The organism is Muricoccus radiodurans (genome assembly GCF_050154705.1).
In the GTDB taxonomy this organism is placed as follows: domain Bacteria; phylum Pseudomonadota; class Alphaproteobacteria; order Acetobacterales; family Acetobacteraceae; genus Roseomonas; species Roseomonas radiodurans.
This window is the reverse complement of the sequence record NZ_CP189561.1, coordinates 4004430-4020089: the sequence shown is the minus strand read 5'-3', so window position 1 is coordinate 4020089 and position 15660 is coordinate 4004430. Positions and strand designations below refer to the sequence as shown.

Annotated in this window: 13 protein-coding genes; 9 read left to right on the top strand and 4 right to left on the bottom strand. The window is 73.4% G+C overall.

Annotated features, from left to right (window positions below; translation table 11 throughout):
* The first annotated feature begins 72 nt into the window (after positions 1 to 72).
* From mnmG to ACP6CK_RS18960, 4 genes are read left to right on the top strand one after another with little or no spacing between them, the layout of a single operon-like run.
* Positions 73 to 1953 (top strand): tRNA uridine-5-carboxymethylaminomethyl(34) synthesis enzyme MnmG, encoded by a 1881-nt coding sequence (gene mnmG / locus ACP6CK_RS18975; protein WP_426954864.1) that lies wholly within the window; start codon positions 73 to 75, stop codon positions 1951 to 1953.
* Entirely contained in the window at positions 1950 to 2561 is a 612-nt protein-coding gene (gene rsmG / locus ACP6CK_RS18970; RefSeq protein WP_426954863.1) for a 16S rRNA (guanine(527)-N(7))-methyltransferase RsmG, read from the top strand. The genes mnmG and rsmG overlap by 4 nt, the downstream gene beginning before the upstream one ends.
* Positions 2548 to 3375, top strand: coding sequence for a ParA family protein (locus tag ACP6CK_RS18965; protein WP_426954862.1), 828 nt, complete (start codon positions 2548 to 2550; stop codon positions 3373 to 3375). The genes rsmG and ACP6CK_RS18965 overlap by 14 nt, the downstream gene beginning before the upstream one ends.
* Complete coding sequence (locus ACP6CK_RS18960; RefSeq protein ID WP_426954861.1) at positions 3372 to 4208, top strand: ParB/RepB/Spo0J family partition protein; 837 nt, start codon at positions 3372 to 3374, stop codon at positions 4206 to 4208. The genes ACP6CK_RS18965 and ACP6CK_RS18960 overlap by 4 nt, the downstream gene beginning before the upstream one ends.
* A gap of 198 nt (positions 4209 to 4406) precedes the next feature.
* On the opposite strand, the gene ACP6CK_RS18955 is transcribed toward ACP6CK_RS18960, so the two are convergent.
* The 3 genes from ACP6CK_RS18955 to ACP6CK_RS18945 all read right to left on the bottom strand — a co-directional run bounded on the left by ACP6CK_RS18955 (position 4407) and on the right by ACP6CK_RS18945 (position 10581).
* A complete protein-coding gene (locus tag ACP6CK_RS18955) occupies positions 4407 to 7241 on the bottom strand; it encodes a DUF4175 family protein (RefSeq protein WP_426954860.1) in 2835 nt (944 codons plus the stop codon).
* The gene (gene lysA / locus ACP6CK_RS18950) at positions 7238 to 8587 is read right to left on the bottom strand and encodes a diaminopimelate decarboxylase (RefSeq protein WP_426954859.1); all 1350 of its coding nucleotides are present in this window, start codon (positions 8585 to 8587) and stop codon (positions 7238 to 7240) included. Before lysA ends, ACP6CK_RS18955 begins: the two co-directional genes overlap by 4 nt.
* 248 nt (positions 8588 to 8835) lie before the next feature.
* The gene (locus tag ACP6CK_RS18945) at positions 8836 to 10581 is read right to left on the bottom strand and encodes a DEAD/DEAH box helicase (protein WP_426954858.1); all 1746 of its coding nucleotides are present in this window, start codon (positions 10579 to 10581) and stop codon (positions 8836 to 8838) included.
* 193 nt (positions 10582 to 10774) lie between these two features.
* On the opposite strand from ACP6CK_RS18945, the gene metX reads away from it, so the two are divergent.
* Complete coding sequence (metX, locus tag ACP6CK_RS18940) at positions 10775 to 11929, top strand: homoserine O-acetyltransferase MetX (protein ID WP_426954857.1); 1155 nt, start codon at positions 10775 to 10777, stop codon at positions 11927 to 11929.
* 73 nt (positions 11930 to 12002) lie between these two features.
* On the opposite strand, the gene ACP6CK_RS18935 is transcribed toward metX, so the two are convergent.
* Positions 12003 to 12482: a cupin domain-containing protein gene (locus tag ACP6CK_RS18935; RefSeq protein WP_426954856.1), complete on the bottom strand. Its 480-nt coding sequence runs from the start codon at positions 12480 to 12482 to the stop codon at positions 12003 to 12005.
* A gap of 88 nt (positions 12483 to 12570) precedes the next feature.
* On the opposite strand from ACP6CK_RS18935, the gene ACP6CK_RS18930 reads away from it, so the two are divergent.
* From ACP6CK_RS18930 to ACP6CK_RS18915, 4 genes are all read left to right on the top strand, one after another.
* Positions 12571 to 13035 carry a MarR family winged helix-turn-helix transcriptional regulator gene (locus ACP6CK_RS18930; protein WP_426954855.1) on the top strand — a complete coding sequence of 155 codons (465 nt, stop codon included), beginning with the start codon at positions 12571 to 12573 and terminating at the stop codon, positions 13033 to 13035.
* 59 nt (positions 13036 to 13094) lie between these two features.
* Positions 13095 to 14078: a dihydrodipicolinate synthase family protein gene (locus ACP6CK_RS18925; protein WP_426954854.1), complete on the top strand. Its 984-nt coding sequence runs from the start codon at positions 13095 to 13097 to the stop codon at positions 14076 to 14078.
* Positions 14079 to 14185: 107 nt separating this feature from the next.
* Positions 14186 to 14722 carry a 3-hydroxyanthranilate 3,4-dioxygenase gene (locus tag ACP6CK_RS18920; RefSeq protein WP_426954853.1) on the top strand — a complete coding sequence of 179 codons (537 nt, stop codon included), beginning with the start codon at positions 14186 to 14188 and terminating at the stop codon, positions 14720 to 14722.
* Positions 14719 to 15576 carry an alpha/beta fold hydrolase gene (locus tag ACP6CK_RS18915; protein ID WP_426954852.1) on the top strand — a complete coding sequence of 286 codons (858 nt, stop codon included), beginning with the start codon at positions 14719 to 14721 and terminating at the stop codon, positions 15574 to 15576. Before ACP6CK_RS18920 ends, ACP6CK_RS18915 begins: the two co-directional genes overlap by 4 nt.
* Positions 15577 to 15660: the final 84 nt, after the last annotated feature.

The window sequence follows — 15660 nt, the reverse complement described above, 5'->3', positions numbered from 1 at the left end:
AAAACGGGGCGACCGGGAGGGGAAGGGGATCGTCGCCTCCCGCCGACCGGCCTGACCCGCTATACGCCTCGCGTGACGCAGGACGCCTCCTACGACGTAGTGGTGATCGGCGGTGGCCATGCCGGGACGGAGGCCGCCGCCGTGGCAGCGCGTTGCGGCGCGCGCACTCTTCTGCTGACCCACCGCCTCGACCGGCTGGGCGAGATGTCCTGCAACCCCGCCATCGGCGGAGTCGGCAAGGGGCATCTCGTCCGCGAGGTGGATGCGCTGGACGGGCTGATGGGGCGGGCCGCCGACGCGGCCGGCATCCATTTCCGTCTGCTGAACCGGAGCAAGGGACCGGCGGTGCGCGGGCCGCGGGCCCAGGCGGACCGGGCGCTGTACCGGTCCGCCATCCAGGCGCTCCTCGCCGGGACGGCGGGGCTGACCCTGCAGGAGGGCGAGGCGGAGACGCTGGAGCGCGGACCGGATGGCGGGATCGCGGCCGTCCGCACAGCGGCGGGACAGCGGATCGTCTGCGGCGCGGTCGTGGTCACGGCGGGGACGTTCCTGCGCGGCGAGATCCATCTCGGGCCGGAGCGGCGTCCGGCGGGCCGGCACGGTGATCCGGCGTCGGTGGGGCTGGCACGGTCCCTGGCCGGGCTCGGCCTGCCGGTGCGCCGGCTGAAGACGGGGACGCCGCCGCGCCTGGACGGGCGGACCATCGACTGGTCGGCGGTGGAACCGCAGCCCGGCGACGACCCGCCGGAGCCGCTGTCCTGGATGACGGAGCGGATCACGACGCCGCAGGTCGTCTGCGGCATCACCGCCACGACGCCCGCCACCCACGCGATCATCCGGGCGAACCTGGACCGGGCGCCCGTGCACAGCGGGCAGATCCAGGGGGCGGGGCCGCGCTACTGCCCCTCGATCGAGGACAAGGTGGTGCGCTTCGCCGAGCGGGAGCGACACCAGATCTTCCTGGAGCCGGAGGGGCTGGACGACCCGACGGTCTATCCGAACGGCATCTCCACCTCCCTGCCGCGGGACGTGCAGGAGGCGGTGGTGGCCTCCATCCCCGGGCTGGAGCGGGCGGTGATCCTGCGGCACGGCTACGCGATCGAGTACGACCACCTCGATCCCCGGGCGCTGTGGCCGAGCCTGGAGGTGAAGTCGGTGCCGCGGCTCTTCCTGGCCGGGCAGGTGAACGGCACGACGGGCTACGAGGAAGCGGCGGCGCAGGGGCTGGTGGCCGGGCTGAACGCGGCACGCCGAGCCACCGGAGCCGATCCGGCGGTGCTGCTGCGCACGGAATCCTACATGGGCGTGCTGGTGGACGATCTCGTCACCCAGGGCGTCACTGAACCCTATCGGATGCTGACCGCGCGGGCCGAGCACAGGCTGCGCCTGCGGGCGGACAATGCCGGGCTGCGGCTGACGGAGAAGGGCATCGCCTGGAGCTGCGTCGGGCCGGAGCGTGCGGCGGCGCATCGGGCCTTCGCCGCCTCGGTGGCGGATGCCCTCGCGCGGGCACGGGCGGAGTTCAGGACGCCGGCGTCGCTGGCCACCGCGGGAATCGCCGTGAACCAGGATGGCGTGCCGCGCAGCCTGCTGGAGGTGATGGCCCTGCCGGCCGCCACCGACCCGGCGCTGGACGCTGCCTTCCCCTGGCTTCGCGACCTGTCCCGCGGGGTTCGGGAGCAGCTCTGGGCCGAGGCGCTCTACGCGCCTTACCTCAGCCGACAGGCCGCGGAGTTCGCCGCTCTGGAGCGGGAAGAGCGTCTGCGCGTTCCGGCCGAGCTGGACTTCGCCGAAGTGGCTGGGCTCTCGACGGAGATGCGGCAGCGGCTGTCCTCCGCACGGCCGGCCACGCTCGGGGCGGCGGGGCGTGTGCCCGGCGTGACGCCGGCGGCGCTGGTTGCGCTGGCCGGGCATCTGCGCCGCGGCGCGCCGGTGCCGCGGGGGGTCGGGTGAGCGCCGCGCTGCCGCCGGCCCTCGTTTCACGTGAAACAGCGGGCCGGCTCGACAGCTTCCTCGAACTGCTGGTCCGCTGGAACGCCCGGATCAACCTTGTCGCCGAGCGGGACGCCGCGACGATCCGCGACCGTCATGTCGCGGACTCGCTCCAGCTGCTGCCCCTGCTTCCCTTGGATGGCACGGAAGCGGCCGACCTCGGGACGGGAGGCGGCTTTCCCGGGATGGTGCTGGCCATCGCCGATGCGTCCCGCCCCTGGCACCTCGTTGAATCGGACCGGCGCAAGGCCGCCTTCCTCCTCTCCGTGGTGGGGGAGCTCGGGCTGTCCCATGTCCGAGTTCACACGGCCCGGATCGAGGCGGTGGCGCTACCGCCACTGGGGCTGGTGACGGCCCGGGCCCTGGCGCCGCTGACGAAGCTGCTGGAACACGCGACGCGCCTGCTACGGGAAGGGGGGATCGCGATCTTTCCCAAGGGACGAACGGCCGAGACGGAATTGACCGCCGCCACCATGGATTGGACAATGGACATCGAGCGCTTCGCGAGCCGCACCGAGCCGGGCGCCACCCTCTTGCGCCTGAGCAGGATACGCCGTGCCGGGTCCTGACCCCCGCAAGCCCCGCCGCATCGCCCTGGCCAACCAGAAGGGCGGCGTCGGCAAGACCACCACTGCCATCAACCTCGCCACCGCGCTGGCGAGCACGAAGCGCGTGCTGCTGCTCGACCTCGATCCGCAGGGGAACGCCTCGACCGGTCTCGGGATTCCCAGGGCCTCGCGCGGGCACGGGTCCTACGCGCTGCTGATCGGCGACCGGCCGCTCGGTGAGCTGCTGCGGGCGAGCCAGATCCCGGGACTCGACCTGCTGCCGGCCGATAACGACCTCGCGGGCGCCGAGATCGAGATGGTCGCCATGGAGGACCGGGAGCGGCGCCTGGCGAACGCCCTGGCGCGGGAAGCGGAGACCATCAAGCGCTACGACTACGTGCTGATGGACTGCCCGCCCTCCCTCGGCCTGCTGACGCTGAACGCGCTGGTGGCGGCGCAGTCCGTCATCGTGCCCCTGCAGACCGAGTTCTTCGCGCTCGAGGGCATTTCCCAGATGACCCGCACGGTGGACCGGGTGAAGCGGGCGCTGAATCCGGGCCTCGCCCTGGACGGCATCGTGCTGACCATGTTCGATCGCAGGAACAACCTCTCCGAACTCGTCGCCCGCGACGTGCGGAGCTTCTTCAAGGACCGGGTCTTCGACACCGTGATCCCCCGCAACATCCGCGTCTCCGAGGCGCCCTCCCACGGCCTGCCGGTCATCCTCTACGACGTGCGCTCGGCCGGGTCGCAGGCCTATGTGAAGCTCGCGCTCGAACTGCTGCGGCGCGACCGTGCGCGCGCCAAGGCCGCCACCCAGGGGAATGCCGCATGAGCCGCAAGCCCGGCCGCCTGGGCATGGGCTTGTCCGCCCTGCTCGGGGAGGAGCCGTCCGAGGCCCCCGCCGCCGCCCCGCAATCCCTGCCGGTGGAGGCGCTGGAGCCCGGCCCCTTCCAGCCCCGCGGCCCAATGGACGAGGAGGCGCTGGCCGAGCTGGCCGCCTCCATCCGGGAGCACGGGGTGCTTCAGCCGATCCTCGTGCGGCCGAAGCCGGGCGCGAGCGGCACCTACGAGATCGTGGGAGGCGAGCGCCGGTGGCGCGCGGCCCAGGCCGCGCGCCTGCACGAGGTGCCGGTGGTGGTGCGCGCGCTGGACGACCGCGCCGCCATGGCCGCGGGGCTGGTGGAGAACCTGCAGCGCGAGGACCTGAACGCGCTGGAGGAGGCCGAGGGCTATCGCCGCCTGATGGAGGAGTTCGGCCTGAAGGCGGAGGCGCTGGGGAACGCGGTGGGCAAGTCGCGCTCCCATGTCGCGAACACGATGCGTTTGCTCGGCCTCCCGTCCGGCGTCCGGTCCATGGTCAGCCGGGGCAGCCTCTCGGCCGGGCATGCCCGCGCGCTGCTCACCGCGCCCGACCCAGTGCGTCTGGCGGAGCTCGTGGTGACGCGCGGGCTGAACGTGCGCCAGACCGAGGCGCTGGCCGCCGCGGCCGAGCGGCCCCGCACGGTTCGCACGCCGGACGCGGAGACACGGGCGCTGGAGCGGCAGCTCTCGGAAAAGCTGGGACTGCGGATCGCGATCGAGCATCGCGGCAAGGCGGGCAAGGTGACGATCTCCTACCGGGACCTCGATCAGCTCGACGGCCTGATCCGCCTGCTGGGCGGCTGAGGGGCGCTGGTGACCCTGGGGAAAGGCTTCTCCTTTCCCCGGCGCCCTGTCCGCCAGGGTCGGACACACTGCCCCCGACGAGGTTCCTGGACCTTCATTCCGTAGGGGGGTGTGCCCCTGGCTGATGCGGGGGTCCGGGGGCCCTCAGGGTCCCCGGCGGAGGCAGAGTCTCACCCACAAGCCGCCAGCACGTCCGCCTTAGAACCGGCGCAGCAGCCGGTCGATGTAGTCGAGCTCGGCCGGGGGCCGCTCGCGCTCGGCGCCGCGGCGGCGGAGTTCTTCCTGGATGCGGCGGGTGCGGAGCATCTCGGCTTCATCGGGGACGCGGGTGTCGCCGCCATCCTCGTTCGTGCCGTTGGCCTCGCGCGGGCGGCGGCCGAGGGGGTCGCGGCCCTCGCCCTGCTGGGCCATCTGGTCCTCCCCCTCGCCGCCATCCATCCCGCCCTCGGCCATGGCGTCGCCCTGGCCCTCGCCCTCGCCGGCATCCTCGCCCTCGCCGGGCTGCTGCTGGCCGAACTGGCGGGCCATGCGCTGGGCCATCTGCCGGCCGCCCTCGGACAGCTCGCGGATCGCGCGCTCCTGGTGGGGGCGGGGGTCACCGCCGCCGGTCAGGGCCTCTGCGCCCTGGCGCATGGCCTGGTCCGCGCGACCGAGGGGTGCGGGGACCTCCCCGGTGAGGTCGCCCTGCTGCTGCATCAGCTCGCCGAGGGCACGGCGGAGGGCGCGCTGGGTCCGGGCGTCACGCGCCTCCTCCTGCCGCGTCTCGGCCGGGGGCTGGCTCGTGGGCGGAGGCTGCGGCGGCCAGCGGTTCGGGTAATTGAAGCTCTGACGGCGCTCGCGGGCGCGGCGGGATTCATCGTCCTGGGCGCGACTATGGGCGCCGTCCAGCAGGCGGGACTGGCGGCGGACCATGTCCTGGATCACGCCCATCTGCTGCTGGCCGCGCTCCCGGCGCTGGCGCTGCTGCTCCCGGCCAGCCTGGGCCATCTCGCCGTTCTCGAGCTGCTCCAGCATCCGCTCCAGCTCGGCGAGTTCGCGTTCGGCCTCTTCGGGCCGGTCCTGGCGGTTCTGCTCCCGCATGCGGGAGGTGCGACGGTCCGTTTCACGGCGCTGCTGCTGGCCGAGTTGAGGATCCTGCTGGGTCTCGCCGTTCTCGCGCTGAAGCTGCTCGGCCAGGGCCTCAAGGTGGCGGCGGATGGCATCGCGGAGTTCCTGGATGCGGCGGTCAGTCTCGGCGCGCTGGCTGTTGCGCTCCTCCTGACGTTCGCGCTCCCCGGTCTGGGCCTGCCGCTCGGCCTCCTGGCGCTCAGCGCGCTCCTGCTGCGACCTCTCCCGGTCCGCCCGCTCCTGGGTCTCGTCGCGTGGCTCGCCGCGCTGCTGGGCCTCCTGGTTGCGGGCCTCGCGCTCGCGATCCCTCTGCTCCTGCGCGCGGGCGTCACGGTCCCGCTCCGCCCGCTCGCGCTCGGCCTGCCGGCGCTCGGACTGTTCCCGGGCCTCAGTCTCCCGGCGCTCGCGCAGGGCCTCCCGCAGCGCCTCACGCGCCTGGGCGAGGGCGCGGGCGGTGCGATCGGCGCGGCCTTCCTCCAGCGCGAGGGCGGCCTCCCACAGGATCTGCTGAACCTCGCCCACGGCCTCGGGGCGCTGGTCGTCGGAGAGGCGGGTGCGGGAGGTACGGAGGGCGAGGAAGGTGCCGGCGTCGTTCTCGAAAGCCTCCGGCGCCTCGGCAAGGCGTTCGAGGCCGTTGATGGCAGCCTGCCTCTGGTCGGGTGCGACGGACAGGCCCTTGCGGAGGAGGATCAGGCCGCGGGCGACGGGGTGGTTGAAGGTCCGCTCCGGCAGGGTGAGCGCAGCCTCCTCCGAGCTGCCCTCCTGCTCCGCGCCGTCCCGGGCGAAGAGGCGGGCGCGGACGGGAAGGCCGGCCCAGGGATGGGCGGAGAGATCGGGCTGGGCCACGCCGCGCGGGGTCTTCGGATGGCCGGGCGGGACGGAGAGTTCGACCACCAGGGGTGGGGCATCGGGCCGGGCCTCCAGCCGGAGTTCGGCGCGGGCGGAGGCGATGCCCCAATCATCCTCGGCCCGCCAGGGGAGGCGGGTCGCGAGGCCGCGCTGGGCCGGGGCCGGCGGCTCGGGGAAGAGGATACGCGGCGGAGCGTCGGCCTGCACCGCGAGGGTCCAGCCGACCACCTCCAGCCCGGACTGGCGGACCACCAAGCGTCCCCCGGCGTCCAGCGCCGTCTCGGAGAGGTGGCTGCCGGCGCCGAGCGGCTGGAAGGGCGCGGCCTCCGCCCCATCCCGCAGGAGCTCGGGCCTGCCGAGCCCGCCGGACAGGGCGATCCGCAAGCGGCTGCCCGCCGGCACCGTGGCGGAGCCGCCGGCGGGATCAAGGAAGACGGGCGCTGCGCCGGTATAGGCGGGCGGCGTCACCCAGGCCTCGATCCGGACGGTGGGGGTGGGAGCCGCGGCCGCACGAAACTCGGGCCAGAGGGCGCGCCGCAACCGTTCCGGCGCCTCGCCGCCGGCCATGACGAAGCTGGCCAGCACGGCGACCACGAGGCCGAGGCGAAGCGCCTTCGGGTCGTGGGCAGGCAGGCCGGGGCGGGGCAGGGCGGTGCGCAGCCGGGCGATCCGCGCGGCCTCCCGCTGCTGGTGGACGCGCCAGAGGGCCTCGGCGGCGGGGTCGTCGCCAGCGGGGTGGTCCAGCAGGGTGGTCAGGGGGCGGTGTGGCAGGCCGGAATCGCGCTCCAGCCGCCGGTCGGCGGCGGTGTCGCCCGGCATCACGAGGCCGCGGCTGCCCCGCCAGAGTGTCCAGCCCAGGGCAGCGAGAAGGGCCGCCAGAAGGGCGAGGTGCGCGGCAACCGGCAGGCGCAGGAAGAGGCCGGAGAGGGCGAGGACGAGGAAGACGCCGAGCACGCCGAGCACCGGCCAGGCGCGGGGCCAGAGGGATTCCCAGAGCAGGGCGAGCCGGGCGCGGGCGCGCAGCGACGAGAGCCGTCGCAGCGCGGGGTGGTGCGGGCCGCCCGGCCGGGCGGTCACGCGGGAGACCCCAGCCAGTCCGGCACGACTTGGTTCGCGAGCAGCGCCTCATGCGACTGGCGCGGGCGGGTCACGGCCCAGCGGGCGCCGTCCACCAGCACCTCCGCCGCCAGCGGGCGGGCGTTGTAGGTGGAGGACATGGTCGAGCCGTAGGCGCCGGCATCGAGGAAAGCGACGAGGCTGCCGGGCGGCAGGTCGGGCAGGCCGCGGCCGCGGGCGAAGGTATCGCTGCTCTCGCAGACCGGGCCGACCACCTCGGCGGGCGCGCGCGGGGCGTGGAAGGCGTCCGGCGCCAGCGGCAGGATGCCGTGCCAGGATTCGTACATCGCCGGTCGGATCAGGTCGTTCATCGCGGCATCCAGCACGACGAAGCGGTGCGCGGCGCCCCGCTTCTGGAGGATCACGGACGCCAGGAGAACGCCTGCCGGGCCGGCGATCCAGCGTCCCGGCTCCATCATCACGGGGATGTTCAGGGGGCCGAGCGTCGCCTTGATGGCGCCGGCCAGGGCGGCCGGGCTGGGCGCGATCTCGTCGCGATAGGGGATGCCGAGGCCGCCGCCGCAGTCCAGCCGCTCGATCGGCAGCCCGCGGGAAAGGAGAGCCCGGGCGAGGTCCGCCACGCGCGCGTAGGCCGCGCGGTAGGCGGCCATGCCCTCGGTGATCTGGGAGCCGATATGAACGGCGAGGCCGACCGGGCGGATGCCGGGCAGCGACGACAGGCGGGCGTAGAGGGCGGCGGCGTCGTTGTAGGCGATGCCGAACTTGTTCTCCGCGAGGCCCGTGGAGATCTTCGCGTGCGTGCGGGCGTCCACGTCCGGGTTCACGCGCAGCGCGACGGGGGCGATGCGGCCGGTCTCCGCGGCGACGGCGGCGATCATCTCGATCTCCTCCGCGCTCTCCGCGTTGAGCTGCAGCACGCCCTCGGCCAGGGCCTGGGCGATCTCCGCGCGCGTCTTGCCGACGCCGGAGAAGACGATGCGGTCCGCCGGGATGCCGGCGGCGCGGGCGCCGATCAGCTCGCCGCCGCTGACCACGTCGGCGCCGGCGCCCTCCGCGTTCAGGACGCGCAGGACGGCGAGGCTGTCATTGCACTTCGTCGCGAAATGGATGGACGCGGTCAGGCCGGCATCGCGCAGCGCGTCCCGCAGCATCGCGTGGCGGCGACGAAGCGTGCCGGCGGAGTAGACCCAGGTCGGAGTGCCCACGGCTCTCGCGATCTGGACCAGCGGGACGTCGTCCATGACCAGGCCGTCGAAGGCATGCGCGGTCAGGTGCGGGCGACGCGCCAGGAGTTCGGCGAAGTCGGGATCGGGGGTGTCGCGGGTCGCGGGAGCGGGGGAAGCCATCCGCTGAGTGTGGGGTGGGATGCGAAACTGAGAAAGAAGCCGGGGGAAGGTATTCCCCCGGACCCCCATCTATTTTTGTCAGGCTGCCGCGGCGGGTTGAGATGGCGGCGACCCCGTCTCAACCCGCCGCGGCAGGCTGCCAGAAAAGGGAGGGGGTCTGGGGGAGTTCATCTCCCCAGCCTTGTTTCGGCCGTCTCCGGTCTTCGTGGCTTCGCCCCGACACGGGAGCATGACGGGAAGGCGGGTTGTCAGGCCCGCTTGCGATAGACTGTCCGGGTGGTGGCCCGGCGCGGGCCGGCGTGGCCGCCACGCGGCAGCGGCTGCATCGGCTCCACGCGGATGTCGGCGTCCTCCCCGCGCCCGGGGCGTCGGATGGCCTCGGCGAAGTGGGACGCGGCGTAGGGCGCGACCTCGAACTGCGTCTCCCGATCCAGGATGCGGATGCGGCCGATCTCGGCGCGCGTGACGTCACCCCGGCGGCAGAGAAAGGGCAGCAGCCAGCGCGGATCCGCGTTGCGGTCGCGGCCGGCATCCATGTGGAACCACACGCCCTCCGAGGGGGGCGGGCCGCTCTCCGCGTGGCGGGGAGCCTCCCGCCGGGCGCCGCGATCGGCGATGGCGGTCAACTCCTCCGGGGCGGGCAAGGGCGCGCGCAGGAGGCGGATGAGGGCAGCGGCGAGGGCGAGGCCGCCGACGGCGTCCGCCTCGTTGGTGGGCTGGCTCCAGCCGGCCGGGTCCGCGGCGGGGACGGGCAGGCCGAGGCCGGTCAGGAGTTCGCGCGCGATCGGCAGGTCCTCTTCCGGCGCCTCCTCCGCGACCAGGGCCGCGGCGCGGGCAGCGATGCGTTCAGCATCCTTCGCGCGCACGGCCTCGGCGGAGGGGGCGGGGGCCCATTCGGCCGTGACGCGCGCGCCGGCCAGCAGGCGCTCGGCGATGCGGCGACGCGACGGCGGGACGATCAGCAGCGACACGCCCTTTCGGCCCGCACGGCCGGTGCGGCCGGAGCGGTGCAGCAGCGTCTCCGGGTCGCGCGGGAGCTCGGCGTGGATCACCAGGTCCAGCTCCGGCAGATCCAGGCCGCGGGCGGCGACGTCGGTCGCGACGCAGACGCGGGCGTGACCGTCGCGGAGCGACTGGATGGCGCGGGTGCGCTCGGCCTGGGTGAGCTCGCCGGAGAGGGCGACGGCGGGGAAGCCGCGCTCCGCGAGGTTGCCGTGCAGGCGGTTCACCGCGGCGCGGGTGGCGCAGAAGACCATCGCGATCGGCGCGTCCTCCAGCCGCAGCGCGTTCACCACCGCGCGCTCCACATCCCCGGAGGAGACGAGGGCGGCGCGATAGGCGATGTCGCCGTGCGGCTCGTCGCCGGAGGTCGCCTCGATGCGCAGGGCATCGCGCTGGAACTGCTTCGCGAGCTGCGCGATGGGCCTGGGCACGGTCGCGGAGAAGAGGAGGGTCCGGCGCTCCTCCGGCAGGGCGCCGAGGATCGCCTCCAACTCTTCCCGGAAGCCGAGGTCGAGCATCTCGTCCGCCTCGTCCAGCGCCACGGCGCGGACGGAATCCGGGCGGAGGTTGCCGCGGTCCAGGTGATCCTTCATGCGGCCGGGGGTGCCGACGACGACATGGGCGCCGGCGGCCAAGGCGCGGCGTTCCGCAATCGGGTCCATGCCGCCCACCGCCGAGGCGATGCGACCGCCAGCCGGGCCGTAGAGCCAGGTCAGTTCGGCCTTCACTTGGAGAGCGAGCTCGCGCGTGGGGGCGACCACCAGGGCCAGCGGCGCGCCGGCCGGGGGAAGGCGGGAGGCGTCACCCAGCAGGTCCGGGGCCATCGCGAGGCCGTAGGCGACGGTCTTGCCGGAGCCGGTGCGGGCGGAGACGAGGAGGTCGCGGCCGGCCGTGCCCTCGGCCAGGACGGCGGCCTGGACGGGGGTGGCGTTGGCGTAGCCGCGGGCGGAGAGCGCGTCCCGCAGCGGCTGGGGGAGGGATTCGAAAGCCATGTCAGGGTCCGGAAGTGCGGCCGGGGCTGAAACGCCACGCCGGCGCGAAGGTATCCGGGATATCGGGCGCCCGGGCGCGCGCCGCAACCGGCGATGCCGCGCCCCAGGCCCGTTCCCCGCGCGGGGCGCAAAAGCGCGGCACCCCGTTCGTCGGCCGTTCCGGCCGGGCGCGAACGGGTCTACATCCCCTCGGATGAGCGAGGTCGCCACGCCCCTGCCGACGGTGGAGCACCAGCGCGCCGTCTTCGCGGACGGCATGGCGCTGGATTGCGGCATGACGATCGCGCCCCTGGCCGTGGCGTATCGCACCTACGGCACGCTGAACGCGGCGCGGAGCAACGCGATCCTCGTCTGCCACGCCCTGACCGGGGACCAGTACCTGGCGGAAACCCAGCCCGTGACGGGCAAGCCGGGCTGGTGGCAGGCGGTGGTGGGGCCGGGCAAGCCGCTCGACACGGATCGCTTCTTCATCATCTGCGCCAACGTCCTCGGTGGCTGCATGGGCAGCACCGGGCCGCGGGAGGAGATGACGGACGCGCAGGGACGCGGCCTCGGGCGGCCCTGGGGGACGGATTTCCCGACCGTCACGATCCGCGACATGGTGCGCGCGCAGAAGCGGCTGGTGGAGCATCTGGGCATCGCGCGGCTGCTGGCGGTGGTCGGTGGCTCCATGGGCGGGATGCAGGCGCTGGAATGGGCGGCGACCTATCCCGACGCGCTCTTCGCCTGCGCGCCGATCGCGACGGCCGCGCACCACTCCGCCCAGAACATCGCCTTCCACGAGGTAGGGCGCGCCGCAATCCATTCCGACCCGGACTGGCGCGGGGGACGCTACTGGGAGGATGGGCGGCTGCCGGCGCAGGGGCTTTCGGTGGCGCGGATGGTCGCGCACATCACCTATCTGTCCGAAGGCGCGCTGATGCGGAAGTTCGGCCGGCGCCTGCAGGGCGCGAAGGCGCTGACCTTCCTGGAGGACGTCTTCGCGGTGGAGAGCTACCTGCGCCACCAGGGCAGCACCTTCATCCGGCGCTTCGACGCGAACTCCTACCTCACGATCACCCGCGCCATGGATTACTTCGACCTGGCAGCGGAGCATGGCGGCGACCTGGCGGCCGCCTTCCGCGGGACGGCGACGCGGTTCCTGCTCGCCTCCTTCTCCTCCGACTGGCTGTTCCCGACGGCGGAGAGCCGGGCGGTGGTGCGGGCGCTCAACCGGGCGGCGGCGCGCGTGTCCTTCATCGAGATCGAGTCCGACAAGGGCCACGACGCATTCCTGCTGGACGAGCCGGAGTTCCACGCGGCGCTGGCCGGCTTCCTGCGCGGCGCGGCGGAGGCGGCGGGGGTCTAAACAGATCGCGGGGTCCGGGGGGTGCGTTCCCCCCCGGCGGAGGGTCGGGGAGGCAGAGCCTCCCGGGTCACGGTCAGCGCGTGAACTCGATCCCGTAGCGCGCGCAGACCGCGACGATCCCGGCCGGGTTCATCGCCGCCGGATCGCCGCCCAGGGCGGCGAGGTCGCCGAACATGCCGCCGATGCCCGCCCCTGGCGTGACGAACAGCAGCAGTTTCGCGGTCTCCTCGCCCGCGCAGCGGAAGCCGTGCACGCGGCCGCGCGGGCCGTGGAAGAAACCGCCCGCGCCGAGCACGGCCTCCCCGCCCGGGATATCGTCCCCGCTGATCGCGACGTGGCCGGCCAGGACGTAGAAGGATTCGTCCTCTGCGCTGTGCCGGTGAGGCGGGATGCCGGCGCCGGGCGGAACGGTGAGTTCGGCGCAGACAAGGCCGCCGCCTGTTGCGGCCGCATCCGCCTTGTAGAGGACGCCCACGCCGAGGACCGTCTCCGTGCGGCCTTCGCGGGGATGGGACAGGTGATTGGAGGGGCTGACGTTGAGCGGCATGTCCATGGGGAGCGTCCGGGCGTCCGCCACGGCATGCGGTCAGACTATCTGTCTTTAATAGACAGATCTTCTGCCTATCTGTCAAACGGTCCTCATGCCCGGCAAGAACATCAGCGCGACCGAGCGGACCCTCGGCTACCTGCTCCGCCGGCCCTATGAGACGTTGCAGGCGCAGGTCTATGGCCAGCTGGCCGGACGCGGCTTCCCGGACATCCGCCCGGCGCACAGCGCCGTCTTCCGCTTCATCGCCCCGGCCGGATCGCGGGTGAGCGAGCTGGCGGAGCGGGCGCAGATGACGAAGCAGAGCATGTCCTACCTCGTGGAGGCGCTGGCGGGCGGCGGCTACGTCACGGTCGGGCCGGACCCGGAGGACGGGCGGGCGAAGCGGGTGCGCCTGACGGCGCGAGGCCGTGCGGTGTCCGAGGCGCTGGTGGCGCTCAGCCGGAAGGTCGAGGCGGGCTTCGCGGCGCGGCTGCCGCCCGGCCGGATGGCGGCGCTGCGCGACCTGCTGGGCGAGCTGACCGAGGCGCTGGAGAAGGAGGCCGCGGGCGCCCCCTGACGGGGAGTTCACGCCGCCCCCCATCCTCTCTACCCTGTCGCGCTTCCCGGGAGGCGGCGATGAGCGAGACCTATGACCGCGCGCACGCGAAGGAGCACGCCCGCGCCCATATGCGCGGCATCTGGGTCGCGGCGCTGACGCCCTTCCGCGACGACTTCGCGGTGGACGAGGCGGGGTTCCGCGCGAACCTCCGGCACTGGTTCGACGAACTGGGCATCGACGGCGTCTTCGTCGCGGGGAAGCAGGGCGAGTTCTTCTCCCTCTCCCTGGCGGAGCGGAAGCGGCTGTTCAGCATCGCGGCGGAGGTGGCGCGGGGCTGCGGCAAGCGCACCGTCATGTCCTGCTCCGACCAGAACCTGGACACGGTGCTGGAACTGGCCGCGCATGCCGAGGCCTGCGGCGCCGACTACATCGTGGTCCACGCGCCCGTGCTGCACTTCCTGCATGACCGCGACGAGACGCTGGTCGAGTACTACCGCCACATCAGCGAGCGGACGCGGCTCGGCATCGCCATGTGGTCGCACCCGGACAGCGGCTACCTCATGTCGCCGGACCTCTGCCTGCGGATCGCGGAGCTGCCGAACGTGGTGGCGATCAAGTACTCCGTCCCGCGGGCGATGTATTCCGAGCTGTCCCGCCGCGCCGGCGACGCGCTGCTCGTCTCCACCGCCAGCGAGGAGGAGTGGCTCGACAACATCCTCGAGCTGGGCTGGCGGCTCTATCTCTGCTCCTCCCCGCCCGCCATCCTGCAGACGGCGGTGGACCGGCGGATGCGGGACTACACGGACCTCGCCTTCACCGGGCGGATGGAGGAGGCGCGGCGCGTCTCGGCCAGCCTGGAGCCGGTACGGCAGGCGCTGAAGTCCACCCGCCCGGGCGGCAAGCCCCAGGCGCACCAGAAATACTGGCAGGAGCTGCTGGGACAGGCGGGCGGGCCGGTGCGGCGGCCGATGCTGCAACTCACCGAGGCGGAGCGGGCGGCGACGCGGGCGGCCTTCGCGGGTTGCGGGCTGAGACTGCCGGTGAAGCAAGCCGCCGAATGAGACGCAGGGGCTCTGCCCCTGCACCCCGGGCGGAAACCGCAGGTTTCCTGCCCCGCCGGGGAGCGAACGCCCCCCCCCGGACCCCACGAGTTTATGGGAAGGCGGATATGAAGCAGCCCTTCGACTTCAAGGCGTGGATCGATGCGAACGCCCATCTCCTGAAGCCGCCGGTCGGCAACAAGCTGCTCTTCGAGGATGCGAAGACCGTCGTGCAGATCGTCGGCGGGCCGAACCAGCGCGTGGATTTCCACGACGACCCGGTGGAGGAGTTCTTCTACCAGCTCCGCGGCGACATGGTGCTGAAGATCCACGCCGAGGGCCGCATCCAGGACATCCCGATCCGGGAGGGACAGGTGTTCCTGCTGCCGGCGCATGTCCCGCACTCCCCGCAGCGGCCGCAGGCCGGGTCGGTCGGGCTGGTGGTGGAGGGATCGCGGCCCCCGGGCGAGCAGGACGCCTTCCAGTGGTACTGCTTCAACTGCCACGCCCTGGTCCACCGCATCGAGATCACGGTGAAGGACATCGTGAAGGACCTGCCGCCCCTCTACGAGGCCTTCTACGCCAGCGAGGAGAAGCGCACCTGCAAGCATTGCGGGACGATCCACCCCGGCAAGCAGCCGCCGGAGGGATGGGTGTCCCTGTGACGCGCCACCCCGACGGCACCGCCGCGCCGTCCCTGCCCGAGACCCGCTTCGTCGAGCTGGATGCCGCCGCGCTAGGGCTGGAGCACGGGCGCCTGTCCTTCATGGAGGCCGGAACGGGTCCGGAGACCGTGCTGCTGATGCACGGCATCGGCTCGAATTCCACCGGATGGCGCTTCGTGATGCCGGTCCTGGCGGCGCGGGCGCGGGTGATCGCGTGGAACGCGCCGGGCTACTGGCTCTCGGCCGACTTCGCGGCCGAGGCACCGGCGGCGGAGGATTACGCCCGCGTCGCCGCCGCGCTGCTGGACATGCTGGGCGTGGAGCGCGCGCATATCGTGGGCTCCTCCTTCGGGTCCATGATCGGCGTCGTGCTCGCGGCGCTGCATCCGGGGCGGGTGGCGCGGCTGGCGCTGCTCGGATCGTCGCGCGGGCAGCGCTGGAAACCGGCGGAGGAGCGCGCGCGGATGCTCGCCATGCGCCGGGACAGCATCGCCGCGGGCGGCATGGCACTGGCGCGGACGCGGTGGCGGAACCTCGTGGCGCCCGGCACGTCGGAGACAGTCGGGGAATGGGTGCGGGATACCCTGGCCGCGACCCACGCGAAGGGCCTGCTGCGCTCGGCCCGCGCGAGCGACGCGACGGATACGCTCGACTTCGCGCGGGATGTGCGGGCGCCGACGCTCATCCTCGTGGGCAGCGAGGACCGGGTGAATCCGCCGGAGGTCAGCCAGGCCCTGGCCGGCGCCATCCCGGGCGCCGTGCTGGAGGTGCAGGACGGCATCGGCCACCTGGCGAAGCTGGAGGCGCCGGGCGCGACGGCGGCGCGGCTCGGGCAGCACCTGTTCGGGACATGACACGGCCGCCCCGCACGGGCCGCTGCGGGGCCGCGTAACGACGATTAACAGGCCGGGACAGGCGCGGCGGCCGGGCGGTAGAAG

Excerpts from the sequence above, each read along its gene's own strand:
- ACP6CK_RS18930 (WP_426954855.1), top strand. The coding sequence starts at position 12,571 with ATGCCCGGCAAGAACATCAGCGCGACCGAGCGGACCCTCGGCTACCTG.
- ACP6CK_RS18960 (WP_426954861.1), top strand. The coding sequence starts at position 3,372 with ATGAGCCGCAAGCCCGGCCGCCTGGGCATGGGCTTGTCCGCCCTGCTC.
- metX (WP_426954857.1), top strand. The coding sequence starts at position 10,775 with ATGAGCGAGGTCGCCACGCCCCTGCCGACGGTGGAGCACCAGCGCGCC.
- ACP6CK_RS18925 (WP_426954854.1), top strand. The coding sequence starts at position 13,095 with ATGAGCGAGACCTATGACCGCGCGCACGCGAAGGAGCACGCCCGCGCC.
- ACP6CK_RS18945 (WP_426954858.1), bottom strand. The coding sequence starts at position 10,581 with ATGGCTTTCGAATCCCTCCCCCAGCCGCTGCGGGACGCGCTCTCCGCC.
- lysA (WP_426954859.1), bottom strand. The coding sequence starts at position 8,587 with ATGGCTTCCCCCGCTCCCGCGACCCGCGACACCCCCGATCCCGACTTC.
- ACP6CK_RS18935 (WP_426954856.1), bottom strand. The coding sequence starts at position 12,482 with ATGGACATGCCGCTCAACGTCAGCCCCTCCAATCACCTGTCCCATCCC.
- ACP6CK_RS18920 (WP_426954853.1), top strand. The coding sequence starts at position 14,186 with ATGAAGCAGCCCTTCGACTTCAAGGCGTGGATCGATGCGAACGCCCAT.